The organism is uncultured Agathobaculum sp., from assembly GCF_963927765.1.
Lineage (GTDB): Bacteria > Bacillota > Clostridia > Oscillospirales > Butyricicoccaceae > Agathobaculum.
This window is the reverse complement of record NZ_CAWVCU010000096.1, coordinates 1-23745: the sequence shown is the minus strand read 5'-3', so window position 1 is coordinate 23745 and position 23745 is coordinate 1. Positions and strand designations below refer to the sequence as shown.

The following is a 23745-nucleotide window of genomic DNA, read 5'->3' as shown; positions in this document are numbered from 1 at the left end:
TCTGTTCGTCGGTTACATTTCTCCTCTTGCTTCCCGCTCTGCCAGATCCGCCATTACCTTAGGATAGATCTTATCCAGCTTATACAGGATCAGAACGACAACGGCAATACCCCAGATAATGGCCGGGCCGAATTTGTAAATCGCAATAATCATTTGCTTGGCGCTTTCGGGCTGTACTGCACCGCCGGTTGTCGAGCTGAGATAACCCGCACTGGTGAGCAGCACACTAATCAACGCGCTGGTTAAGCCCGTACCGATCTTAAAGCCCAACGAGCCGCCGCCAAACACCAAAGATTCCTGACGGATGTGGAACTTCCACTGGCCATACTCGATCACATCGCCCATCATGCCGAATACCAGTGCAGTCAGCGGTGCTTGCCCGATGCCGCGAATGATGGTTACCGCCATTGCCCATTCATAGCTCATTGGGTTGAACAAGAACAGCAGATGACCCACAACCGCCAGAATCGCACCGGCGAGGGACAAATCCCGCTTGTTAAATTTTCCCAACAGCAGCGGACAAACCATTGCGCCGACAATCAAAGTAATGTTTTCTGCAAGGTACAGCGAGCTATACATCCATGTGTCATTACCGAATATGTATTTACAATAGTATGGCAGATCAGTGCCAACCAGTGTGGAATGTACGCAGGTGATCGTCCAAAGGATCAGAGTTGCCCAAAAATACGGATTTTTCACCAGTGCCAAAAAGTTGCGTTTGAAGCCGCCCGTTGCCTTTTGCACGGTCTTATCCGGTATTTGCACATGCTCTTTGCAAGTGACAAAGCTAAAAATCAGCAGCACAAATGCAATCGCACACCACATCGACATGGCCTTGACCCACGCCGCCTGATCGTTGCCAAAAAGCCGCACCACCGGCATCGTAAAAGTGACTGAAATCAAACGCCCGACCGGTGCCAGCGCCATGCGTACCGTCGAAAGCAGATCGCGCTCATGCGAGTCACGGGTCATCATAGTGGACAGTGAGCCAAGCGGCACATTGATCGCCGTGTAGCAAACCGTGGTGCACAGATTATAGGTCACGAACATGTACCAGAATTGCAGGCTTTCCGAAGTCTGCGGCACTGTAAACAATGCTACAGATGTAATGACATACGGTAGTGCTGTCCATAGTAGCCACGGACGCGACCTCCCCCAGCGGGAACGGGTCTTGCTGACCAGCACACCCATAATAACGTCCGAGCTTCCGTCAAAAAAACGGGAAATCAGCATCACCAAACCAACGGTTACAAACGAGATACCGACGTAATCCGTATAAAATAACGTCAGCAGAGTGTTGATCATACCGTATACAATATTGCAAGAGCTATCTGCCAAGCCATAGCCAATGCGCGATATCCAAGGGATCTTGACAAATCCGCTTCTCTCCGAAGTGCTTGCGCTGTCAATTGTAAGATTTGCAGCGTTGCTTTCCATGCCTTTCGCTTCCTTTCTTTTCTGCGTTCTGTTACCCTCTCTCATTCATGAATGGTTCATGCTCCTAATTATATGGAATGCCATCTGAACTGCGTTAGCATATTCTTGCTTGTTTTCTGCGGTCTGTCCGCAGCCTTTTTTGACCGCATGTTTAGATTCTTGCTTTGGATGATAAAAAACATCTCATTGGGTTTAGCAAAAATAGACAAAGCGATCGTCCTTCTCGCTGCATGAGATGATTGGAAGCAATCAAGCAGATCATGGCGCACAGCAAAAAAGAAGGCCCCTTTTACGGGACCTTCTTTACATCTATGGGGTTGGGCCGGACGAATTTCGGAAGTGTTGTCGATATTGCGTCGGCGTAATACCGATATACTTTTTGAACGTCGTGCTGAAATGGCAATGGTCGTTGAATCCCAGTCGCTCGCTGATGATACCGATCGGAAGGGATGTATTCATCAAAAGGTTTTGCGATTCACCGATTTTACGGCACATGACATATTTCATCATGGAGATACCGGTTTCCGCTTTAAATATATGCGCAAGGTAAAACGGACTGATATGAAACCGCGTTCCCAGCTCATGCAGCTGCAGCGGTTCAATATAGTGCGTATCCAGATACTGCATGATATTCTGAATGAATTCCTCTGTATTCTTGTCTGCGATCATGTTGGGTTGCTGTCTTCGATGCAATTTATCATATACAATGCTCAGCAAAGCGTTTGCCAGCTGTCCCAATGCTGTTTTATGATCTATATCCTGCCGATCCAACATATAAAGCGCAAGCAGAATATGCTCCACTGCGGCCCGGTCATCCGAAAAATACAAAACCGGATTTTGCTCCGGTTTGCTCAATGTATTAGAGGCCAGCCCTTGCAGCGAAACCCCTTGCAAAACACAGCAGTAGCTTTCCATATTGTGCCGGCGAAACGGTTCTTCCCCGTGCATGATTCCTGCATTGCAAATCACCAGATTGCCGGACTGTACAAAGTATTTCTTCCCCGCGACAATATATTGCCCTTCCCCTTTCATCACATAGAACAGTTCGAGCGCGTCATCATGCTTATGTAGCAGCTGCGAATGTTGCTCATGATATTTTTCATCGACAAAGTGGAGGTGAACAAATTGCCCTTCCAAAACGGCACTATTTGGCATGGCACACCCTCCTTGGTATTGATAGGATTATCATACCGAAATTTTGTGTCAATCGCAAGAATATCCACATACTTTCGCAAGATATTGAAAGATATAGTTTACAAAAACCTTATAATGAGAAATCAGAGACCATATCTTCACCATTGGGAAAGGAATGACTCATGCTTCAGCACTTTATGAAAAAGCAGGTATCTCCCATTTTCTATTCTGAACATCTGCCGCAACTCTACTATATGGGAAAGGTACTGCCTGAAATCAGCAGTTATCCTCGCATCTTACATTCCCATGCAGAACATGTGGAAATCAGCATCATTTACAGCGGAACCAGTGAATACCTCATCGGTGACCAGCGGCAGTTGATCCGTCCGGGCGATGTTATCATCTACAACGCCGGCGTTGTGCACGATGAGCTTTCCAGTGCCAACGCACAGATCGGAAACTACTTTTTTGCCGTTGGCAATCTCCAAATACCACATTTGTGCGCCAATGCGCTGATTCCGGCCAATATCAATCCCGTGTTTCATATACCACAGGGTTTTGAGGATGTAATCTCTCTGTGCGAAAGCATGCTTTCGCATTTTGAGCACCCATCTGTGTGGTCACAATACATGATCCATTACGAAACACAGGCACTTCTTGAAATCATCTGGCGTGTCATTCACACGGAACAGCGGCCGCAGGAACCACACCCCAATTACTACTTGGGTTATAAAATTCAAAACTACATCGATACACATTATCTGGAACCACTTACCATGAAGCAAATTAGCACCGCATTAGGCATGAGCGAATCCTATATCTCGCATGTATTTAAAGACATGCTTGGCTACCCTCCCATGCAATATGCACTGCGCAAAAAAATTGGGGAAGCGCAAACTCTTTTAATTTCTACCGATTATCCCATTTCGCAAATTGCGCAAATGGTTGGATTCGATGCACAAAGCCATTTCAACAAACTGTTCAGCAAATATGTTGGCATCTCTCCCGGACAGTTTCGTAAAAATTATCGCAAAACACAGCAAGCAAACCAAACTAACCACCCGGGGTGTTGTCAATAGGCAACACCCCGGCATTCTGTCCTCCCAAAAGCAGAAATGTACAATCCCCCGCGATGAAATCGCACAATCGGGCGCTGCATTTCATTCCGTGGCTCTTTTAAGCAAATGCATTCGACAGCGACCAACCCTATCAGAAATGCATCGTTTTTCCAATTTGTCACACTTTCTTTCCGTTTAAAAATTTGTGAACTTTTCCAAATAATCCTGCGGTTTTGTAGAAGCCAAAAACGGACGGATGCGCAATAATGGATACACCAAGGAAAATTGTCAATCCGCACACATAAACACTGGTAAAGGAGTAACGAATATGGGTATTCATATTTGCGGCGCCCCCTGCTGCTGGGGCGTTGACGACATCAACAATCCGCATCTGCCGACATGGCAGCGCGTGCTGCGCGAAGCGCACGAAGCCGGTTACAGCGCGATTGAATTGGGGCCGAACGGCTGGATTCCAACCGACGACATCGAGGGTGTGACCGAAGAACTAAACAAGAACCAGCTGTCGATTGTCGCGGGTACGATCTTCGACGATGTCCTCAGTGACGACAACTATGAAAAGCTACTGCATCAAGTCGACGGCATCTGCCAGCTGATTACCAAGCTGCCGCCCCTCCCCCGGGAAGACGGCCAGCGCTGGCCAACCCCCTATATGACCGTGATGGACTGGGGCCACGATGAGCGTGACTACGCGGCAGGCCATTCCGACCGCGCCCCCCGCTTGGACGAAGCCGGCTGGGGCAAGTTGGTCAGCCACTTCAAAGGACTGTGCGAGCGCGCCAACAGCTACGGTGTACGTCCGGTCCTGCATCCGCACTGCGGCGGCTACATTGAGTTCGGTGACGAGATCGACCGTCTGGCGGAAGAGATCCCCAATGATCTGGCAGGCTTCGTGCTGGATACCGGCCATCTGCAATACGCAGGCATGGACCCGGTTGCATGGTTGCGCAAGTACAAGGACCGTCTGGACTATGTGCACTTCAAGGACATTGACCCCAAGGTATATGACGAAGTTATGCACGAACATATCCGTTTCTTTGAGGGCTGTGCCAAGGGCTCGATGTGCCCGATCGGTCAGGGCATGATCGACTACAAGGCGGTTGCCGATGTGCTGGACGAGATCGGCTACAACGGCTACATCACCATCGAGCAGGAATGTGATCCGCGCAACGTCGAGAACAGCCTTGCAAACGTCAAGGCCAGCGTAGACTTTCTCAAAGGGATTGGATATAAGATTTAACTCTTAACTCTCGCAATTCCGATATGATCTTATTCTGCAAAAGCACAAACCACCAAGTGCCCCACCATACGGAAAAGGAGAAAAAGGAATGAAGAAGATATTATCGGCCGCACTGATGGCAAGCGCACTGATAATGAGCATCACTGCATGTGGCAGTAACACCACCAACACCGATGACACCACATCTGGCACTACCGCGGATACCACTTGCTCGGTTAGTGTCATCCTCAAAACGACCGCATCGGAATACTGGCAGTATGTCGTTGCCGGTGCAGAGGCGTATGAGACTGACCACCCCGAGGTTAATGTGGATGTAAAGGGACCCAGTTCCGAAACCGCATACGATGAACAACAGAATATGATCGAAACCGATCTGCACTCCGGTACTTATGACGCAATAGTCATCGCGCCTCTACAGGCAGATCTGGTCAAAACACTGATTTCCGGTCAGGATATCCCTATCATCAACTTGGATACTCGAATTGACGCCCCTGAGATTGTCTCCTTTGTTGGCATCGACCAGGAGGCCGCAGCGAAGCTCGGCGCAGAAGCTGCCGTAATCGCTGCTAAACAGGCCGGTTGGGAGAACATCACCGCGATCGCCATCTCCGGCGTACAGGGTGACAATACCGCAACCGCACGCCTGACCGGCTATCAGGAAGGCATTGAAGACGCTGGCGGCGACTTCCTCGAAACCGAAATCCAATATGCTGATGCAGTCGCAGACAAGGCTGCAAACTCGATGGAAGCGATTATGCAGAACCATCCTGAAGGCGTTGCGATTATTGCCTGCAATAACGACGATATGGCAATGGCTGCTGCCCGTACCGCCAGCGGACATGCTGCATATGCAAACACGATTTTCCTTGGGTTTGACGGCATCAGCTCAGCATGTGAGTCCATTCTGGTAGGCGAAGAGACCCTTTCCGTTGCTTACGACTGCTATGATCTGGGCTACAAATCGGTAGAAGCTGCGGTTCAGGCGATCAACAACGAGGACGTGGAAGAGAACATCTCCGTTGACGCAACCGTAATCGATAAGGACACCGCGCAGGAGCGTCTGGATTATCTGAACGCTCTGCTGGGCTAATATTCCAGCACCCCCTACCATTAAAATTGATTTTGAAAGGATAAAAACATATGAAACAGGTAAAAGTCGGTCTAATTGGTGCGAACTGGATGGGCAGCTTCCATTCCATTGGCTTAAACAACGTTCGTCAGGCCTATCATGATGTGGAGCCGGTATTTGAGCATGTCGCAGATGTCAACGAAGCGGCAGCCAAGCTGGCCGCGGAGCGCTTCGGCTATAAGAAAGTCTCCACCGACTGGCATGACGTCATCAGCGATCCGGAAGTAGAGCTGGTCATCATTGCAACGCCCAATTTCACCCATGCGGAAATCGCGATCGCTGCTGCTGAGGCAGGCAAGCATATCCTGTGCGAAAAGCCGATGGCCAACACGCTGGCCGAGGGCAAGGCGATGGTGGACGCGATTGAAAAAGCAGGCGTCAAGAGTCTGGTCGACTTCATCTACACCAAATGCCCGGCCAATGTGCTGGCAAAGGAACTGATGGATTCTGGCAAGCTGGGCGATTTTGTCACCTTCCGCGGCGAATTCGACTGCTCCTACTGCGCAGACCCGAACACTCCGGCAACCTGGCGTCAGCTCGCTGCGACTGCCGGTACCGGCGCGCTGGGCGACCTGACCGCACATGTGGTCAGCCTGTCCGATATGATCGTCGGCAAGAAGATCGTCGAAGTGTTTGCGTCTTGGGATACCCCATACAAACAGCGCCCGGACGCGCGCGATCCGTCCAAGAAGCTGGATATTGATACGGATGACCAGATCTATGTGATCGTCAAGTATGAGGACGGCCGCATCGGCTCGATGTCCTCCAGCCGTGTCTCGGTTGCGCGCCCGGTCAGTCTTGCTTACGAGATTCAGGGCAGCAAGGGCTCGGTCAAGTTCGAGATGACTCGCATCAACGAACTGCTGTATTACTCCAATGACTGCGATCCCAAGGAACGCGGCTACAAAATCATTAAGGGCAACACGCGCAACGGCGATTATGCTAACTTCTGCGGCACGGATGAGCAAGGCATTGCGTACAACGAAATCATGTCGATTCAGGCGCATGATATCCTGACCGCCATCACGGAAGACCGCAAGGTGAAAATTGACATCGCTTATGGTCACTATGTCGATACGATTCTCGAAGCGATGGCGACCTCCGCGCGCGAAGGCCGCTGGGTTAAGGTTTCCGAAATGCAATAATAGCGATAAACGCGGTACAGTCCTGTCCGGCTGCACCGCGTTTGCGTACCCATAAGGCACACGACAGATTCCGGAATTGACATTCCAACCGGACGTGCTACAATCCAATTATCCACAAATAATTTTATGCCATGAAAAGGAGCTGCATTTATATGAAAAAAATTCGTGTTGGCGTCATCGGTATTGGCGATATCAGCGATGTTTATTTGAACAATCTGAAAAAATATGATGCGGTCGAGGTGATTGCATGCGCCTCCCGCGGACTGGAAAAAGCGCAGCGCAAGGCCGCGCAGCATGGCATCCCCAAGGCGTATGCCTCGGGCGCAGAAGTCATTGCCGATCCGGAAGTCGACCTGATCCTCAACCTGACCACGCCGCAGGCGCACTATGAATACAACCTTGCAGCGCTCAAGGCCGGCAAGCATGTCTATACCGAAAAGCCGCTCGCCATGACCTATGCAGAAGGCAAGGAGCTGGTCACGCTGGCAAAGGAAAAAGGGCTGCTGCTCGGCTGCGCACCGGATACCTTTTTAGGCGGCCGCCTGCAGACCATCCGTGAGCTGATCGACAGCGGCAAGCTCGGCCGTATCACCGGTGGCGGCGCCTACTTCATTGGACACGGGCACGAATTTCACCACCCTGCACCCGCCTTTTTCTATCAGCCCGGCGCAGGCCCGCTGTATGACATGGGGCCGTACTACATGACCGCGCTGCTCAGCCTGCTCGGTCCGGTGCGGCGCGTCTGTGCGATGGCCACCAAGGCCGCCGACACCCGCACAGTCCCGTCCGGTCCCAGCAAGGGACAAGTGCTGCCCGTTGATGTGGATACCCACATCAACGCCATTCTGGAATTTGCCTGCGGTTCGATCGTCACGCTGACCTGCAGCTTTGACGTATGGGATTCCGAAATGCCGCGCATGGAGCTGTACGGCACGGAAGGCACCGTGCTGATCGACGAAAAGGACCCGATTTCCGGCCCCAACCTGTTCGGCGGCGACACGCTGCTGCGCACCCCCGCAGAATACCGCTGGGCAGCCCCCGACCGCAATCCCGCGCACGTAAACACCCCGTGGACCGTCGTCCCCAACCACCATCCGTTCAATTCGGTCAGCCATGCGGAAAACCCGCGCGGCATCGGTCTGGTGGATATGGTCTATGCTCTTGCGCAGCACCGCACGCCGCGCGCCTCGGGCGATATGGCGCTACATTCGCTGGAAGTGATGGAATGTATCCTCAGGTCTGCGCATGAACACATCTTCTGCGAACCGGAAACCACCTTTGAGCGTCCAGCTCCCCTGCCGCTCGATTTTCCCGCGAGTGAAGCAGCAAACTAAAACCTGCTTTTCCACAAAACAAAGGCTGCCCACAGGCAGCCTTTGTTTTGTTATGTTACTGTTTTCTTGCTATCGCCTGACAAGCCGCAGCCACAATATCCGCAGCCGTAAGTTTGTACTGCTGCATTAGGAAATCCTGCGGGCCAACCTGGCCGAAACGGTTCTGGATACCAACACGCTCGAGCGGTATCGGGCACTTTGCCGCAAGCAAATTAGCCACAGCTGAGCCTAAACCGCACGAAACCTGATGGTTTTCCGCGGTCACAATGCAGCCTGTTTCGGCAGCTGCTTTTAGAACCAGTTCGTCATCCAGCGGTTTCCATGTGTGCATATCGATTACACGCGCGGAGATATCTTGCTGTGCCAGCTGCTCCTGTGCCTTGAGCGCCTCGTCCAGCAGAATGCCGGACGCAATGATCGTCACGTCCTTGCCGTCGCGCAGGGTAACGCCCTTGCCAATCTCAAACTCTGATCCGTCTGCATACACAGTGGTGAACGTCTTGCGAATCAGACGCATATAGGACGGGCGGTTATCCGCCGCCAGCTTCTTGGTCAGCGATTTGGTCTGCGCAATGTCGCACGAGTCAATAACGACCACGTTCGGGATAGTCATATACAGGGCGCAGTCCTCAAACGGCATGTGGGTTGCGCCATTGAATGCCGCCGTTACGCCGGGGTCGGAGCCGATGACATGCACCGGCAGTTCGGAATAGCCCGCCGCCAAAAATGCCTGATCGAACATACGGCGGGAGGCAAAGCAGCCGAACGAATGTACAAAGGCCGTTAGACCGGTCGCTGCCATGCCCGCAGCAACGCCCATCGCGTTCTGCTCCGCAATGCCTGCGTTAAAAGTCCGCTTGGGGAATGCCTTTAGCAGCTTTCCGGTGTTGATGCAGCCCATCAGATCGCAGTCGATATGCACCAGCTTTTTGTTTTCCTCCATCATCTCCAGCATGGCTTCCACATAGCCGTCGCGGTTCGCGCGACTGTCTGTCTCGTGCTTGCCAATCAATGTTACACTCATCGTTTTCCCCTCCCTTACTGTTCGTTCTTTACCGCTTCCAGCGCTGCTTCCGCTGCGGCAATCGCCTCGTCCCACTGCTCCTGCGTCGGCTGCGAGGAGTGCGCGCCCGAAGGCTCAGCAAAAGTCGCGCCCTTGCCCTTGACCGTATTCAGGATCAGGCAACTCGGCTTGCCCTTGCAGGCGCAGGCCTGCTGTAGCGCATCATAAATCTGCTCAATGTCATTGCCATCCGCAACATTGATGACGTTCCAGCCAAACGCATCAAATTTGGCACCAATACCCTTTCCGTGGCTCATCACGTCCGCCACCGCGCCGTCCAACTGCCGTTTGTTGTCATCCACCAGACAGATCAGGTTATCTAACTGGTAATGCGCGGCAAACTGCGCGCCCTCCCATATCTGACCCTCATCCGCTTCGCCGTCACCAATTGCCACAAACACATGATTGTCACGACCCTGCACGCGGCTGCCCAGCGCCGCACCAACCGCCTCACTCATACCCTGACCAAGCGATCCGGTCGTCAAATCAACGCCGACTGTCTTATTGCGGTCGGTATGGGACGGAAAGTCCGTGCCCGGCTGATTGAGCGTATAAGCATTCTCGATTGGATAATAGCCCTTCAGGCCCAATGTTGCGTACATGACCGGTCCGCCGTGGCCCTTGGAGAGCACAAACCAATCCCGACCCTCCCAGCGCGGGTTTTTCGGGTCAATATTCATCACCGCGCCGTACAGAACCGCCATTGTGTCGGCCATGGACATCGAGCCGCCGACATGGCCAAAACCACGCGAGCCGATAATTTTCAATGTTTCCAGACGGATTTCCGCCGCGAATACGCGAAGCTCATGCAATTTCTGCTGATCCATAATTTCCTCCTTTAGTGATGCTAACAAGCGCCCGCCCGATGCCTTCGGACGGGCGCTTGTCCTTTGGTTTATTGAATACGCGCGATCTCTTTGGCAAGCTTTTTCTTCTGCTCCAAATTGGACTGGCGCGCGATCATGATGCGCTGCGCCTGCGGCGAGCCTGCGCCGTGCATGGACTCCGGCAGATAGCCGACAGCAGCTGTGCCCATCGTCATGTTCTCAATCAAACGCAGCACGCGCATACGATCCTCGGTCGGAACGGAAGCCACACCCTTGAGATACTTCTCAATGTAGTCATGCGTTGCCGGGTTGCGGTAATCCGCCTCAGACGGCTGGGTCACCATGATACCGCCCGCAAGGTCCTGCGCGAGCCGCGCGATCTCATACGGGAAGCGCGTGACGTTCTGCTTGCAGACATTCGCCAGCAGCAGATCGATCAGGTAGTTGCCGCTCTTGGTCTTGGTGCCTTGAGATGAGCACGCAATACCACAGCAGTACAGTGTTTCGTTCAGATGCGTCATCTCGATGATCTTGTCCTTGACGTGGCTTGCCTTCGCACAGCCCGCCATTTCGGTGGCAAGCGCAGTCGCGCCAATCAGCACGTCGCCCACGCCAACCTTGCAGCCACCGTAGCTCTGACGATGATATCCCGCGAAGCGCTCCACCATCATTCCGGCAAACTCCACCTCGCCGTTGAGGAAGATCATCTCGTTCGGGATAAACACGCGGTCAAAGATGACCAGCACTTCATGGCCGCCGTACACTTTATTACCCACATCAATGTCGTTGTATTCCTCGGTCTTGCGGGTGTCGCAGGACTGACGACCGAGAATCAGCGTGATGCCTTCCGCATCGGTCGGGCAGGCAAACGAAATCGCATAGTCCTCGTCGCCCTTTCGCATCGAGATCGTCGGCATGACGAGCACATAGTGACTGTTCAGGTAGCCGGTCTGGTGTGCCTTTGCACCCGTGACATACACGCCGTCCGGCGTGCGCTCCACGACATGAAGGAACAGGTCGGGATCGGCCTGCTGGGACGGGGACAGACCGCGGTCGCCCTTGACGTCGGTCATCGCACCATCGACCGCCCAGTCGTTTTCCTGCACATCCGTCCAAAACTTCTTGAAATTCTCGTGGTACTTGGTGCTGCAAGTCTCATCGGTTTCATACGTCGTGGAGTAAACAGCGTTTGCCGCGTCCAGCCCCACGCAGCGCTGGAAGCAGGCCGCCGTCTTCTGGCCGAGCAGACGCTGCATTTTAACCTTGCGGATCAAATCATCCGCAGACTGGTGCAAGTGCGTGAATCGGTTGATTTTTTTGCCCGTGAGATTGGAGGTAGCTGTCATCAGGTCATCATACTGCGGGTCCTCCGCCAGTTCATAAGTCGCGGCAAAGGAATTGAGCGACGGACGGACGATCGGATCATCCACCACGTTTTCTACCTTTTCCCCGAAGCGGTACAGATTAAGATGCAGCGTCCGCAGCGACGCAATGTATTGTTCTTTTGTCATCATAATTGCATATCCTTCTTTCCGAGTTAAACTGTCAGTTTTTCTCCAAAACGCTGCGCATACTCCTCCGCCAGCTCTGCGCGGAACTTGGGATGCGCAATTGCAATCAGACGCTTGGCACGCTCGCGCAATGTCTGTCCACGAAGCTGCGCGACACCGTATTCGGTCACGATGTAGTTGACATCGCAGCGGCTGGTCGTGACCGGCGCGCCAGTCGTTAACGTAGTGACGATCTTGGACGCCGATTCATTCTTGGTCGTCGAATGCAGCGCAATGATCGAGCGTCCGCCCTTGGACAGGTTCGCGCCGCGCACAAAATCCATCTGTCCGCCGATACCCGAGATCTGCCGCAAGCCGATCGCTTCCGCGCATACCTGCCCCTGCAGATCCACTTCAACGCACGAATTGATGGATACCACGTTATCATTCTGTGAGATGATGGCCGGATTGTTGCACACATCTACCGGCAGCATGCGGATCATCGGGTTGTTGTCCACATAATCATACAGTCGGCGTGTACCCATTAAAAAGGTGACGCACACCTTTTCCACATCACGCTGCTTGCGCTTGCCATTGATGACACCGCTTTCCAGCAGCGGCAGCACACCGTCCGAGATCATTTCGGTGTGCAAGCCGAGGTCCTTTTTGTCCCCGAGGAACGAGCACACTGCATCCGGCAGCGCGCCGATACCAAGCTGCAGGCAGTCGCCGTCCCGCACCAGATCCGCGATATACTTGCCAATCTGGCGATCCTCCTCCGAGATTTTCGCCGGAGCGGATTCGGGCAGCGGCTCCCATGAACACAGAAACCCATCAATTTCGGACACATGCACAAAGCTCTCACCATAGGTGCGCGGCATATTCGGATTAACCTCTGCAATGACCGTTTTGGCAGACTTGACCGCCTGTGCACCATAGTCGCAGGATAGACCGAGCGACACATATCCGCGCTCGTCCGGCGGCGAGCAGGTGAACGCGAACACGTCCACCGGCAACGTCCCATCCCGGAACATACGCGGTACGTCCGAAAAGAATACCGGCGTATAGTCCGCGCGGTGCTCTGCAATCGGCTTGCGCGCCGCGCCGCCCACAAACAGGGCATTATGACGGAAATGGCTTTCCATGCCGGGCTGCAAATAATCGCCCGAGCCGAGATACACCATGTGCGCGACTTCCACATTATGAAACTGCTCCGCCATGTTCGCCATTGTGCGCTGGAAGATGATCGGCTCACCCACCGCATGGCCAAACACCACGCGGTCGCCGTCATGGATCATACCGACCGCCTGCTCCGGCGTCATTGTATGTTCCTTATAATAACTTCTCCAGTCCATTCCTGTCCTCCCCGCTTAAAACGCCGCGCGGTAGATCGAAAGGATATCGTCCTCGGTCAGTTCCACATAGTTGTTGCCCAGCAGGCGCTGCTGTGTTTCAATGACATTGCGCGCAAAGTCCGACAGCTCTTCCGCAGTCACACCGTGCTCGCGCAGCGGGTCCTTTTTCAGCACCTCATCCATCAGCGCGTACAGCTTTTCCAGAGCAAATACCGGCTCGACTTCCAATTCCTTAGACAGGATCTCCTCAAGCTGGTTGAGCTTGCCAATTGGCTTTTTCTCCTGATATTTGCGCATAACATCGGCAAACATCAGCTGATTTGCCTGTCCGTGCGGAATATGGTGCACGCCGCCGAGCGGATAGGCCATCGCATGCACCGCTGCGCAGCCAGCATGGCCAAACGCGATACCCGCAAAGTTGGACGCGCGCAAAAATTCCAGTGCGTACTGCTTCCAGCCGTCCTTACGTCCGGATGCAACTGCCTGCTTCCAGCCGCGCAGGATCAGCTGCAACGCCTTTTCCGAAAACAGCTCGCTGAGCGCGCAGGCGTTCGGACTGAGATAGCTTTCCACCGCATGCACCATCGCGTCGATTGACGAGGTGGCAAACACGGAATACGGCAGACTTTGCAGCAGCGCGGGCACCAAAGCCGCCTCGTCTGCGAACATCGCAGGGGACACCAGCCCGACTTTGACGCCCTTGGTTGTGCGGTTGATAATCGAGATATTGGTCACCTCGCTGCCCGTGCCGCAGGTCGTAGGCACGATAATGAGAGGATGCTCCTTTTGCAGGTCTGCCATGCGGTCATACAGGTCGTCTACACGGTCCTCCGGGCGCGCCACGGTCAGCACCTTAGCAATATCGATCACTGTGCCGCCGCCGACCGCAACAATACGGTCATACGCTTTATCGCGCAGATCGTCCAAAATGGCATCCACCATCACGTCTGTCGGCTCGCCCGCGCCATATTTTTCCTGAAAGCAGGTCTGGCAGCCAAGGTTCAGCGCAGCGATCGTCGGGTTATAGATGTACTCGTTGGTCAGGATCAGATCGCGCGCGCCAAGGTTCAATTCCTGCGCCATCGTACCAAAATCCGTATATTCCGCAACAGCAGGTATAATTTGAAAGGCTTTCATTTGATTTGCCTCCTTTTCCTCAGATATCCGGGAAGTACTTTGCGTCTGGTGCCGTTACCCACTCGTATTCCTTCACCGTGGTGGTAACAATATTCTTGTCGTCCTGCAAGCGGATGCACCACAGATAATACTCCGCATAGCCGGGCGCTGCCGCCTGCGAATGAGTCACATTGCACGGCATACCGGTCAGGTCGTTGTTTTTTACTTTATATGCGTCATCGCCGTACTCCGCAAGGCCATAGCCATTTTCCGGCAAAAATTTATAGTAATACATCTCCGGCTCTACATGCTGATGCGGCGGATAAGAGGACCACTTCCCCGGAAAATGCACCACTTCCCCGATAAAGAAATTGGTTTCCGGGCAGTTGGAACGATCAAAGAAGGTGCGTACCAGACGGGTAGAGCACTCGTTCATCTGACCTGCGCCGCGTTCCTCATTGGCGCACAGGCAATCCTCCGGACGCATCAGACGTGCTGCAAAGCTGCGCTTGTTCTCGGTGCGCACGACAGCGATCTCGGCATCCTGCTCCGCAGAAAGAATCACCTTGGTGTTCTGCGGCACATGCAGCAGGACCGCACCTTCGTGGAAGCAGTCACTGCGCTCGACCGATTCGATTTTACCGTCCCATTCAAAGGTCACTTTGCCGGAAAGCAGATCATACACAACCTCCTGCGCGTAGTCAAAATGCAGCACGTCGCCCGCCGCCATTTTAACCACGCCAAATTCCATCCCCATCATCTCCGGATTTTCCACAGCGGAGATCATCTTGTTGTAGCCTTTTTCAAACGGCCCTTTGCTTGTGTATTTCATATTTTTTGCTCCTTTCTCCTGTTTTTGGGCAGCAAACAGCCGCCCGCTCATAACGGGCGGCTGCATTATACCAAATTTATATTCAGTACCGAATCGTTCCTCATCTATTTCCATGCTCTGACCGTCCCGTCGGACAGCGCGTGCCACAGCACGCGCTGCCTTGCGGGTGGTAATGAAAGAGAAATGATTGGGAGAATGCACTATCAATTCGTGAGAGAGCCATGGAAGAAAAATAGGAGAACGGGATATCAGTACATTCTCGCTTCTGCCAGGTGGTCATCAATCCGCTTGCGGGCTTCCTGCACCGCCGCCGACTTCGAGGTGGAAGCCACGCCAATATGCCACCAAGATTCATAACCCTCTGCCATGGTCTTGGGCAGCACCTTGGCATCAATGATGCACGAGCCCTTTTCCTGCTTCGCCGCGCGCACTGCCTGGCGGAATTCCTCCGGCGTCTTGGCGGTAAAGCCCTTCATGCCGTAACCCTCGCCCACCTTGGCAAAGTCGGTGTAGCAGTACTTGCCATCCAGCTTGCCGGTTTCCTCATTGCGGTGACGCATTTCGGTCGCCAGTGTACCGACACCATTGCCCATCTGCAGGTTGTTAATACAGCCGAACGCCGCGTTATCAAATACTACAACCGTGATCTTCGCATTTTCCTGAATCGCGGTCGGAATCTCGGAGTTGAGCATCATAAAGGAGCCGTCACCCACCAGCGCATACACTTCCTTGTCCGGCTGAGCCAGCTTGGAGCCCAGCGCACCGGCAATCTCATAGCCCATGCAGGATGCGCCGTATTCCATATTGTAGGAATCCTTTGCATCGGTGACCCACAGACGCTCGAGATCCGCCGGCAGTGAACCTGCTGCTGCAACTACGATCGCATCGTCGTCGATCTCCTCGCGCAGAATACCGACTGCGTTGGACTCGGTGATCGTACCGCCGATGTCGTTGATGAAATCGTTCATGATCTTCTCGGTCCAGCTCGGTACGCACGGCACAAACTTGCCCTCGCCAAAACCTTCGCCATGATACTGTACGCCCAGCACGCGCAGACGCTCCTCTTCCCATACCTTGCGAATCTTGTCGATCTCATCGGTATAGGCAGTCTTATAATTTGCTTCCTTCAGCTTCGCCATGATCGCTTCAAGCGTTACCTTGGCATCGCCGACACAGCGCGTCGCGTCCAACTTTTCTGCGTGGAACTCGGAGGTGTTGATCGCCAGCACCTTAATATCCGGATTTCGGAACAGTACCCACTTGGACCCGGTGACAAAATCGTTGAAACGTGTGCCAACGCCGATCACCAAATCGCAATCCTTGCACAACGCATTGGCTGCCAGGCCGCCGGTAACGCCGATGCCGCCAACCGACAGTTCAAAGGAATCCGGCAGCGCGGAGTGGCCGGCCTGTGTCTGGGATACCGGAATGTTGAATGCCTTGCAGAACTCCATGACGGTTTCACCGGCCTCGGAGTAGCGCACGCCGCCGCCCGAGATGAACATCGGCTTCTTGGAAGCTTTGATCAGCTCCACTGCCTGATTGATCTCATAATCGTCGGCAACACGGCGAGCAACGTGATGTACGCGCTTCTGGAAGAAATAATCCGGGAAATCAAAGCTCTCACCCTGTACATCCTGCGGCATAGAGATGACCGCGGTGCCGCAGTTTGCCGTATCAGTCAGCACGCGGAACGCATTGATCATCGCGCTCATCAGCTGCTCGGGGCGGGTCACGCGATCCCAGTACTTGGCCACCGGCTTAAAGCAGTCGGAAGCAGTCATGGAAAGGTCGGTCGGCACCTCAAGCTGCTGAAGTACCGGGTCTGGCTGACGGGTTGCGAAGGAATCGGACGGGAACAGAAGCAGCGGAATGTTGTTGATGGTCGCAGTCAGCGCTGCAGTCACCATATTGGCTGCGCCTACGCCGATCGAGGACGAGCAGGCGATAATCTTGCGGCGGTTGTGCTGCTTGGCGTAAGAGATCGCAGCGTGCGCCATGCCCTGCTCGTTGCGGCCCTGATAGACCCGGAGATGGCCCGGGTCCTCCTCGAGTGCCTGCCCGAGGCCGACTACCATGCCGTGGCCGAAAATGGTGAAAATACCGTCTACAAACGGTTCTACCTTGCCGTCCATTTCGATGTACTGCTGATTAAGAAACTTGACGATTGCCTGACCAACAGTCATTCTTGTTTTGCTCATAATGCTTCCTCCTCAAATCATTTTGTCTCGCATGGTCGTTTTAGCGACCCTTGTTTTTGATGGTTTCAGTTTATCATTCCGTCTGCCAGATTTCTTCTAACATCTTGGTTTGATGCTTATTTTTATATTTTCGATCTTTTTTGTGCATTTCCCTCCACTCAGGCAAGTGTTTTTTTCTCTTTTCCACCTGCAAACGCCCATTTAACCCCATTTCACGGCTGCACGGCTTCCACCGCTGCCGCGACGGTTTTTTTGAATATCTCGCTTTTGCAGGCAATTCCACTATATTCACCCGCTGTTTTTCAGCTCATATGCCCATATTTTTGTGAAAAAACAGATACAACCTCAATATTTTAATAAAACCATGCATTTCTCTGTGTCGTTGTACTCTATCGCATGCGCAATCGCCGCATGCATTTTTACAGGATATTGCTGCTGTTCTCCTTGGTGTTTCCCCGTTTCATGCCAGTCTTTTGAAAAACTTGCCATACTGCCGGAAAACACATAAATCTGAAAGAAGCGTGTCGGCAAAAATGATATGCTATATACAACAAAAAGAACTCAACTTAGACAGACAATCATGTTTATCAACCTATTCAAAACCACTTCAAAGGAGGAAACATCATGTTAGTTGCTGTTCTTGCCCTGATTATTATTTTTGCTGATATGTATTTGACCCGCAGCAACACATACACCACGTTTTCGGATTTGTCCGATTACGACTACGATTACCGTTGACCACCTCTTACTCTTTTTTTCTCTCTTGTGCAGCGCCCCGGTACCACAACGTACCGGGGCGCACCATATTGCATGAAAAATGCGCTGTACACCATTGCCGTACAGCGCATTTTCTTTATTTCTTTTTTCGTCTCTTATTTTCACTCCCGGTTTGTTCCTTTTGCGCAACGATGTAGTTCTGCCGATACTTATTGGGCGGCATGCCGACGTTTTTGGTAAATTGCAGGTTGAAATAACTCTGTGTATCATAACCCACCATTTCAGCAATCCGTGTAATAGACAAATCGGTCGTAATAAGCAACGTTTGTGCCTCACCGATCCGGCGGCGCAGCAAATATTGCACCGGCGAATAGCCGCTCATCTGTTTGAATACGTGCGACAGATAATATGGGCTGATGTGCAATGCCTCTCCCATACTTTGCAGCGTGATCGGCTCCATATAGTGCCGATCAATGTACTCTTTGATGCGCCGTCCCAAAACGTGAGGTTCCTCCACCGGTTTTTCCACTATGGCATCCACTCCATCCGTTACCGTCAGCACCTTAACCAGCAGTGCGTGCATCAGACTATGGCAAAATGATTCTGCACGCGGCTCACCCGATGCCAGATTGCGGAACATCATTTCAAACAGGATACGCAGGTCGCCAAAACTCTGCCCTGTCGGGAAAACATAGCCCGCGTCATCGGGCAGTAGTGCATTAGCACGCAAGTCTGGCATATGCAGCCCACCGATCGCCACACAATAGCTGCCGATCTCCATATCCGGCCCAGATATTTCATCGTGAACCACGCCTGCATTATAGACCAGCAAATCTCCCGGCTGGATATAATATTTTTTATCGTGAATCAGATATTCGCTGGAACCGCTGCAAATCAAAATAATTTCGACGAAATCCTCATGCGCGTGCATCACACGCGGGTGCGCGCTGGCATCCGGCCGGATCTCGCTGACATAGAGCAGACGAGGATCATTCTCCCCGACGAACATGGATTGAAATTCTTTTTTTACAAAGCACTGCACATTAAGAGAATGTTGTTGTGCCATGCTGTCCCTCCTTTGCCTATTCGTCTGGATGTCTGCACATCCTTTCCACTACCACTATCGATATTTAGTCCCTGCTAATCCCCGCTCAGCCCCGCTTACCATCCTGACACGGTTTTTCACCATCCTTACGGAACGAACGACGATATTGTCCCGGCGACATCCCCACATATTTTTTAAACATCGTATTAAAATGACAGACGCTGGTATATCCCAGACGGTCTGACACTTCGGCAATCGGCAGCGTTTCATGAATCAACAGATCCTGTGCTTCTCCGATACGCCGTTTGATGACATACTGCATGGGAGGCGTGCCAAACTCCTCGCTGAAGATGTGAGCCAGATAATACTCATTCATGTGCAGTCGGTCCGCCACAACGCGCAGCGTCAGGTTTTCAGAATAATGCTCATCCAGATATTGACGCACCCGATGCGCCAAAACGGACGGTGTTTCCACCTTCGATGCGGTCTGCTGTCTGGCGCGGCTGCCGACCAACGCCTGTGTGAGCAGCACCATAGAATACGCCAGACTGCTGCACACTGCTCCCAGATGCGCGGTATCGGCCGACAACAGATATAGTAGCCGCATCATGTGCTCCACCTGTTCGGCCAATTGTCCGCAAGAGACCACCGGGCAGGTATACGGATCAATCAAGCAGTTCAGCGGCAACCCTTCCAGCTGCACCCCGGTCAGCGCCACGCTATATGAATAGACCTGGCGTACCAACGCCGGTTCCTCTCCATGCAGCACTCCTGCGTTACAGATCACCATGTCCCCTTTGCAGATCGGATACAGCCGGTTATCAACCATATACTGTCCCTCGCCGCTGCATACATAAAACAACTCCAGCATGTTGTCATGAACATGAGGCAGGTGCGACTGTTTATCATTGCTAGTTCGGTCGATCAGCACACAATTCACAAATCCAGGAAGCTCTGTCATCGGATTACACCACCCTCCTCGCTTAAGAACAATCACAAGATTTCACAATTTTATTTTCCCGTTTCGGCTTTTTTCACGCCCTGCCGCACGCTTTTCCCACAAGAACCCGCTAACGCTTCACGGGTATTTTCTTCTATAATAAGTCACAAGAACAGCAGAGAAAACGCAGAAAATAAAACAAATGCTGAGAAATCATCGTTTGCTGTATCGTCATCTTTCTATTTTATTATAGCACAGCCCGCGGCGATACGCTTTGAAAATCCTGCTTTTTTGATGCATCTACAAGGAACACCCGTTGCTATGAAGAAGGAGAGTGCATGAAAATGAAAAAGGTTCGTATTGGTCTGTTAGGCGCTGGTCGCATCGGCAAGCTGCATGGGGAAAATCTGGCGCATGCCGTACCGGAAGCCGAGCTATACGCAGTTGCTGATCCGTTTATGAACGACGCGACCCGCGCATGGGCTGCCGACATGGGCATTGCCCACTGCTATGATGATCCGGAGCAGATTTTCAGCGACGCATCAATCGAAGCGGTCTTTATCTGCTCCTCCACCAACACACACGCTGACTTTATTATGCGCGCAGCCAAAGCCGGCAAGCATATTTTCTGTGAAAAGCCGATCGACACCAATCTGGCCAAAATCCAAGAGGCACTCGACGCAGTCAAGAACGCAGGTGTCAAGCTGCAGGTTGGCTTTGTGCGCCGCTTCGACCACAACCACAAAATGGTGCGCGACACCGTCGCCTCCGGCCGTCTTGGCAAGCCCAACATCGTCAAAGTCACCTCGCGCGACCCCGACCATCAATCCATGGACTACATCAAGGTTTCGGGCGGCATCTTCATGGACATGACCATCCATGATTTCGATATGGTCCGCTATCTGGCCGGCAGCGAAGTGACCGAAGTCACCGCCTACGGCGCAGCACTGTCCGGCGCGGGCTACGACCAGTACGGCGATGTAGACACCGCCATTGTGATGATGAAGTTTGAAAACGGCGCGCTCGGCGTGATCGACAACAGCCGCGCCGCACATTACGGCTACGATCAGCGCACCGAGGTGCACTGCGACAAGGGCTGCGTACAGGTTGCCAACGACCTGAATGATCAGGCAATGATCTCGAGCGCCGACGGTGTGGAGATCGCAAAGCCCACTTGGTTCTTCCTCGAGCGATACAACAATGCGTTTATTGCGGAGGCAAAGGCATTCACACAGGCCGTCCTGAACGATACTGACACGCCGGTCACCGGCTTTGACGGCCTTCAGCCGGTCAAGATCGCCATGGCAGCCGCCAAATCCCTACAGGAGCATCGTCCCGTCAGCCTCAGCGAAATCCAATAATCCGGGAGGTGCGAGAACATGCAAGCTGTAACCCCGGTGCAAACCGCATCTCCTGCTGCTCCGCTCTCTTGGTGGACGCGCATCTCCTATGGTTTGGGCGACACCGCATGCAATGTTGTCATGGGTATCACCACCGCGGTGCTGACATTGTTCTATACCGATTATGCTGGCGTATCCGTCGCTGTTGTCGGCCTTGCGATGCTGATTTCCCGCGTATTCGACGGCACTTCCGATGTAATTATGGGTGTGATCGTCAACAAGACTAAATCCAAATGGGGCAAAGCCCGTCCTTGGGTATTGTGGATGGCCGTGCCGTATGCACTATGCACCATTTCGATGTTCTGTATTCCACAATCTACCGAAACCGTGCAGTTCTGGTACATATTTGTTACCTACAACCTGTGTACGACCGTTTGTTATACCGCCATCAATGTGCCATACGGTACGCTTTCCACGCTGATGACCCGCTCCTCCCATGAACGGGATATGCTGTCTGTCATCCGCATGGCGTTATCCCCCTTCGGCAAAATAATCGCCGTCACCTTCACCCTGCCGATCGTCAAGCTGTTCGGCGACGATCAGGCGGCGTGGATCAAGGTGATGAGTATCTGGTGCATCATCGCGGTCGGTCTGCTGATCATCTGCTTTGCCAACTGCAAGGAAACCGTGCGTTTTGAGGTGCAGCAGCAGGCGCAGCCCAAAGCGACTGCGGGACGCAGCCTGAAAGCCCTGCTGTCCAACCCCTATTTCTGGGCAACCTTGATTCTGTGGGCGGTCACCTGTATCCATACCACCATCATCGGCACCGACCTGCCTTACTACTGCAAATATGTATTGGGCAACGACGAGCTGTACAGCTTCATTTACACGGCTGAAATCGTTTCGCTCATTGTCGGCGCGCTAGCCTGCCCCCTTTTGCTGCGCCGGTTCAACAAACGAGACCTTTCGCTGCTGGGTTGTGTGATCGTGGTTGCGGCACAGGCGCTCATTATGCTCCACCCCACCAGCTTCAGCTGGATTCTAACCATGACCATCATCCGCTCTCTGGGACAAGCACCGCTAACCTCGGTTGTGTTCGGAATGATGGGCGACGTAGTAGAGTATGGCCAATGGAAATCCCATATCCGACAGGAAAGCCTGATTTTCGGTGCCGGTTCGCTTGGATTCAAGGTCGGCACCGGCGTGACCAGCGCCATCATGACCATGCTGCTCGAAGCCGCAGGCTTCCTCAGCTCAACTACGGGCGGTGCGGTGCAGCCGGAATCGGCCAAGGAAATGATTGCTGCGATCTTCTACTGGGGCCCCATTCTGGTCTGGGCTGTCGCCATTGTGGTATTGTTGCTGTACCGACTGGACAAGATTTATCCCACCATCATGAAAGAACTAGCTGAGCGCGAAGCGCGCGGTGAACTATAAAGGAGAATGCTATATGTTGAAACTCGGATATAATGAGGCCACCTGTAAGGAAAATTCCACGGTGGAAAAAGACCTCGAGCTGTGTGAAAAATACGGCTACGACTATATTGAACTGCGTCTTGATATGCTGAAAGAATACCTTAAAACGCATACCGTCGACGACCTGAAAGCATTTTTCGCCAAGAGCCATCTCAAGCCCTATGCCTTCAACTCCATTGAAAACATCAACTTCTGCACCCCGGAGGAGTGGAAAACGCTCGTCGAACTGTTCACCTTTGGCTGCGAAGTCGCCCAGCAGATCGGCAACCCGTATATCATTGTCGTACCGACCGTTACGACGGAAATCTGCACCAAAAACGAGCAGGAAGTGTTTGAGGACTCGGTCAAGGTACTCAACCAACTTGCTGATATTGCGGAGCCTTATGGAGTCAAGCTGTCTTTTGAGCCGATCGGCGACCGCAAATGGTGCTGCAACAGCGTGCGGCAGGCGCTTGAGATCGTACAGGCGGTCAATCGCGACAACGTCGGCCTGACGATCGACTGCATCAACGTCTACCTGCACGACAAGTGCGCGGATGTGGACTTCATCCGCAAGGTACCCAAGGATAAACTGTTTGTGTTCCATATCAACGACTGCGAAGACCTGCCGCTCGGCATCCTCGACCATTGCCACCGCCTGATGCCCGGTCTGGGCGCGATCCCGGTCAAGGAGGTTGCAGAGGCGGTCAAAGCCGTGGGCTACGACGGCCCCGCCTGCCTTGAGCTGTTCCGCCCGGAATACTGGGCCATGGATGCTGAGGATGTCATCCGTATGGGCGCCGAAACCACCCGCCCCTTTCTGTAACAGCAGGATTTTCAAAAAACACCGTTTCCGCAGCGCGCCGCCC

At 53.0% G+C, this 23745-nt stretch carries 20 protein-coding genes; 8 read left to right on the top strand and 12 right to left on the bottom strand.

Going from position 1 to position 23745, the window contains the following annotated elements:
- Nucleotides 1–12: 12 nt before the first annotated feature.
- Nucleotides 13–1437 carry a glycoside-pentoside-hexuronide (GPH):cation symporter gene (locus tag ABGT74_RS08955; protein WP_346705255.1) on the bottom strand — a complete coding sequence of 475 codons (1425 nt, stop codon included), beginning with the start codon at nucleotides 1435–1437 and terminating at the stop codon, nucleotides 13–15.
- Nucleotides 1438–1746: 309 nt separating this feature from the next.
- A complete protein-coding gene (locus ABGT74_RS08950) occupies nucleotides 1747–2592 on the bottom strand; it encodes a helix-turn-helix domain-containing protein (RefSeq protein WP_346705254.1) in 846 nt (281 codons plus the stop codon).
- Between the two features lie 161 nt (nucleotides 2593–2753).
- Here ABGT74_RS08950 and ABGT74_RS08945 point away from each other — a divergent pair, with 161 nt between their 5' ends.
- From ABGT74_RS08945 to ABGT74_RS08925, 5 genes are all read left to right on the top strand, one after another.
- On the top strand, nucleotides 2754–3650 hold the full coding sequence (locus tag ABGT74_RS08945; protein WP_346705253.1) for a helix-turn-helix domain-containing protein: 897 nt from the start codon (nucleotides 2754–2756) through the stop codon (nucleotides 3648–3650).
- A gap of 307 nt (nucleotides 3651–3957) precedes the next feature.
- Nucleotides 3958–4887, top strand: a complete 930-nt coding sequence (locus ABGT74_RS08940; protein ID WP_346705252.1) for a TIM barrel protein — start codon at nucleotides 3958–3960, stop codon at nucleotides 4885–4887.
- A gap of 88 nt (nucleotides 4888–4975) precedes the next feature.
- Nucleotides 4976–5977, top strand: coding sequence for a sugar ABC transporter substrate-binding protein (locus ABGT74_RS08935; protein ID WP_346705251.1), 1002 nt, complete (start codon nucleotides 4976–4978; stop codon nucleotides 5975–5977).
- A 50-nt stretch (nucleotides 5978–6027) separates the two neighbouring features.
- Nucleotides 6028–7161: a Gfo/Idh/MocA family oxidoreductase gene (locus ABGT74_RS08930; protein WP_346705250.1), complete on the top strand. Its 1134-nt coding sequence runs from the start codon at nucleotides 6028–6030 to the stop codon at nucleotides 7159–7161.
- Between the two features lie 152 nt (nucleotides 7162–7313).
- On the top strand, nucleotides 7314–8495 hold the full coding sequence (locus ABGT74_RS08925; protein ID WP_346705249.1) for a Gfo/Idh/MocA family oxidoreductase: 1182 nt from the start codon (nucleotides 7314–7316) through the stop codon (nucleotides 8493–8495).
- A 55-nt stretch (nucleotides 8496–8550) separates the two neighbouring features.
- Here ABGT74_RS08925 and ABGT74_RS08920 read toward each other — a convergent pair whose 3' ends face one another.
- From ABGT74_RS08920 to ABGT74_RS08875, 10 genes are all read right to left on the bottom strand, one after another.
- Nucleotides 8551–9519, bottom strand: coding sequence for a transketolase C-terminal domain-containing protein (locus ABGT74_RS08920; protein ID WP_346705248.1), 969 nt, complete (start codon nucleotides 9517–9519; stop codon nucleotides 8551–8553).
- 14 nt (nucleotides 9520–9533) lie between these two features.
- Nucleotides 9534–10385, bottom strand: a complete 852-nt coding sequence (locus ABGT74_RS08915) for a transketolase (protein ID WP_297283637.1) — start codon at nucleotides 10383–10385, stop codon at nucleotides 9534–9536.
- A 68-nt stretch (nucleotides 10386–10453) separates the two neighbouring features.
- Entirely contained in the window at nucleotides 10454–11899 is a 1446-nt protein-coding gene (locus ABGT74_RS08910) for a 4-hydroxyphenylacetate 3-hydroxylase family protein (protein ID WP_346705247.1), read from the bottom strand.
- A gap of 23 nt (nucleotides 11900–11922) precedes the next feature.
- Complete coding sequence (locus ABGT74_RS08905) at nucleotides 11923–13230, bottom strand: acetyl-CoA hydrolase/transferase C-terminal domain-containing protein (protein WP_297283635.1); 1308 nt, start codon at nucleotides 13228–13230, stop codon at nucleotides 11923–11925.
- A 15-nt stretch (nucleotides 13231–13245) separates the two neighbouring features.
- Nucleotides 13246–14367, bottom strand: coding sequence for a 4-hydroxybutyrate dehydrogenase (locus ABGT74_RS08900; protein ID WP_346705246.1), 1122 nt, complete (start codon nucleotides 14365–14367; stop codon nucleotides 13246–13248).
- Nucleotides 14368–14386: 19 nt separating this feature from the next.
- Complete coding sequence (locus tag ABGT74_RS08895) at nucleotides 14387–15178, bottom strand: 5-deoxy-glucuronate isomerase (protein ID WP_346705245.1); 792 nt, start codon at nucleotides 15176–15178, stop codon at nucleotides 14387–14389.
- Between the two features lie 248 nt (nucleotides 15179–15426).
- Nucleotides 15427–17379 carry a 3D-(3,5/4)-trihydroxycyclohexane-1,2-dione acylhydrolase (decyclizing) gene (gene iolD / locus ABGT74_RS08890; RefSeq protein WP_346705244.1) on the bottom strand — a complete coding sequence of 651 codons (1953 nt, stop codon included), beginning with the start codon at nucleotides 17377–17379 and terminating at the stop codon, nucleotides 15427–15429.
- Between the two features lie 73 nt (nucleotides 17380–17452).
- Entirely contained in the window at nucleotides 17453–17662 is a 210-nt protein-coding gene (locus ABGT74_RS08885; protein WP_346705243.1) for a hypothetical protein, read from the bottom strand.
- Between the two features lie 570 nt (nucleotides 17663–18232).
- Nucleotides 18233–19162 carry an AraC family transcriptional regulator gene (locus tag ABGT74_RS08880; protein ID WP_346705242.1) on the bottom strand — a complete coding sequence of 310 codons (930 nt, stop codon included), beginning with the start codon at nucleotides 19160–19162 and terminating at the stop codon, nucleotides 18233–18235.
- 85 nt (nucleotides 19163–19247) lie between these two features.
- Nucleotides 19248–20102, bottom strand: a complete 855-nt coding sequence (locus tag ABGT74_RS08875; RefSeq protein WP_297283630.1) for an AraC family transcriptional regulator — start codon at nucleotides 20100–20102, stop codon at nucleotides 19248–19250.
- Between the two features lie 323 nt (nucleotides 20103–20425).
- On the opposite strand from ABGT74_RS08875, the gene iolG reads away from it, so the two are divergent.
- Genes iolG through ABGT74_RS08860 form a run of 3 tightly spaced genes read left to right on the top strand, consistent with a single transcriptional unit; the run spans nucleotide 20426 to nucleotide 23702 of the window.
- Nucleotides 20426–21442, top strand: coding sequence for an inositol 2-dehydrogenase (gene iolG, locus ABGT74_RS08870; RefSeq protein ID WP_346705241.1), 1017 nt, complete (start codon nucleotides 20426–20428; stop codon nucleotides 21440–21442).
- Nucleotides 21443–21460: 18 nt separating this feature from the next.
- Complete coding sequence (locus tag ABGT74_RS08865; RefSeq protein ID WP_346705240.1) at nucleotides 21461–22858, top strand: glycoside-pentoside-hexuronide (GPH):cation symporter; 1398 nt, start codon at nucleotides 21461–21463, stop codon at nucleotides 22856–22858.
- A 13-nt stretch (nucleotides 22859–22871) separates the two neighbouring features.
- Nucleotides 22872–23702 (top strand): sugar phosphate isomerase/epimerase family protein, encoded by an 831-nt coding sequence (locus ABGT74_RS08860; protein WP_346705239.1) that lies wholly within the window; start codon nucleotides 22872–22874, stop codon nucleotides 23700–23702.
- Nucleotides 23703–23745: the final 43 nt, after the last annotated feature.

Bases quoted from the DNA above. Each gene is read 5' to 3' on its own strand.
- ABGT74_RS08955 (WP_346705255.1), bottom strand. From the start codon at position 1,437: ATGGAAAGCAACGCTGCAAATCTTACAATTGACAGCGCAAGCACTTCG.
- ABGT74_RS08950 (WP_346705254.1), bottom strand. From the start codon at position 2,592: ATGCCAAATAGTGCCGTTTTGGAAGGGCAATTTGTTCACCTCCACTTT.
- ABGT74_RS08945 (WP_346705253.1), top strand. From the start codon at position 2,754: ATGCTTCAGCACTTTATGAAAAAGCAGGTATCTCCCATTTTCTATTCT.
- ABGT74_RS08940 (WP_346705252.1), top strand. From the start codon at position 3,958: ATGGGTATTCATATTTGCGGCGCCCCCTGCTGCTGGGGCGTTGACGAC.
- ABGT74_RS08935 (WP_346705251.1), top strand. From the start codon at position 4,976: ATGAAGAAGATATTATCGGCCGCACTGATGGCAAGCGCACTGATAATG.
- ABGT74_RS08930 (WP_346705250.1), top strand. From the start codon at position 6,028: ATGAAACAGGTAAAAGTCGGTCTAATTGGTGCGAACTGGATGGGCAGC.
- ABGT74_RS08925 (WP_346705249.1), top strand. From the start codon at position 7,314: ATGAAAAAAATTCGTGTTGGCGTCATCGGTATTGGCGATATCAGCGAT.
- ABGT74_RS08920 (WP_346705248.1), bottom strand. From the start codon at position 9,519: ATGAGTGTAACATTGATTGGCAAGCACGAGACAGACAGTCGCGCGAAC.
- ABGT74_RS08915 (WP_297283637.1), bottom strand. From the start codon at position 10,385: ATGGATCAGCAGAAATTGCATGAGCTTCGCGTATTCGCGGCGGAAATC.
- ABGT74_RS08910 (WP_346705247.1), bottom strand. From the start codon at position 11,899: ATGATGACAAAAGAACAATACATTGCGTCGCTGCGGACGCTGCATCTT.
- ABGT74_RS08905 (WP_297283635.1), bottom strand. From the start codon at position 13,230: ATGGACTGGAGAAGTTATTATAAGGAACATACAATGACGCCGGAGCAG.
- ABGT74_RS08900 (WP_346705246.1), bottom strand. From the start codon at position 14,367: ATGAAAGCCTTTCAAATTATACCTGCTGTTGCGGAATATACGGATTTT.
- ABGT74_RS08895 (WP_346705245.1), bottom strand. From the start codon at position 15,178: ATGAAATACACAAGCAAAGGGCCGTTTGAAAAAGGCTACAACAAGATG.
- iolD (WP_346705244.1), bottom strand. From the start codon at position 17,379: ATGAGCAAAACAAGAATGACTGTTGGTCAGGCAATCGTCAAGTTTCTT.
- ABGT74_RS08880 (WP_346705242.1), bottom strand. From the start codon at position 19,162: ATGGCACAACAACATTCTCTTAATGTGCAGTGCTTTGTAAAAAAAGAA.
- ABGT74_RS08875 (WP_297283630.1), bottom strand. From the start codon at position 20,102: ATGACAGAGCTTCCTGGATTTGTGAATTGTGTGCTGATCGACCGAACT.
- iolG (WP_346705241.1), top strand. From the start codon at position 20,426: ATGAAAAAGGTTCGTATTGGTCTGTTAGGCGCTGGTCGCATCGGCAAG.
- ABGT74_RS08865 (WP_346705240.1), top strand. From the start codon at position 21,461: ATGCAAGCTGTAACCCCGGTGCAAACCGCATCTCCTGCTGCTCCGCTC.
- ABGT74_RS08860 (WP_346705239.1), top strand. From the start codon at position 22,872: ATGTTGAAACTCGGATATAATGAGGCCACCTGTAAGGAAAATTCCACG.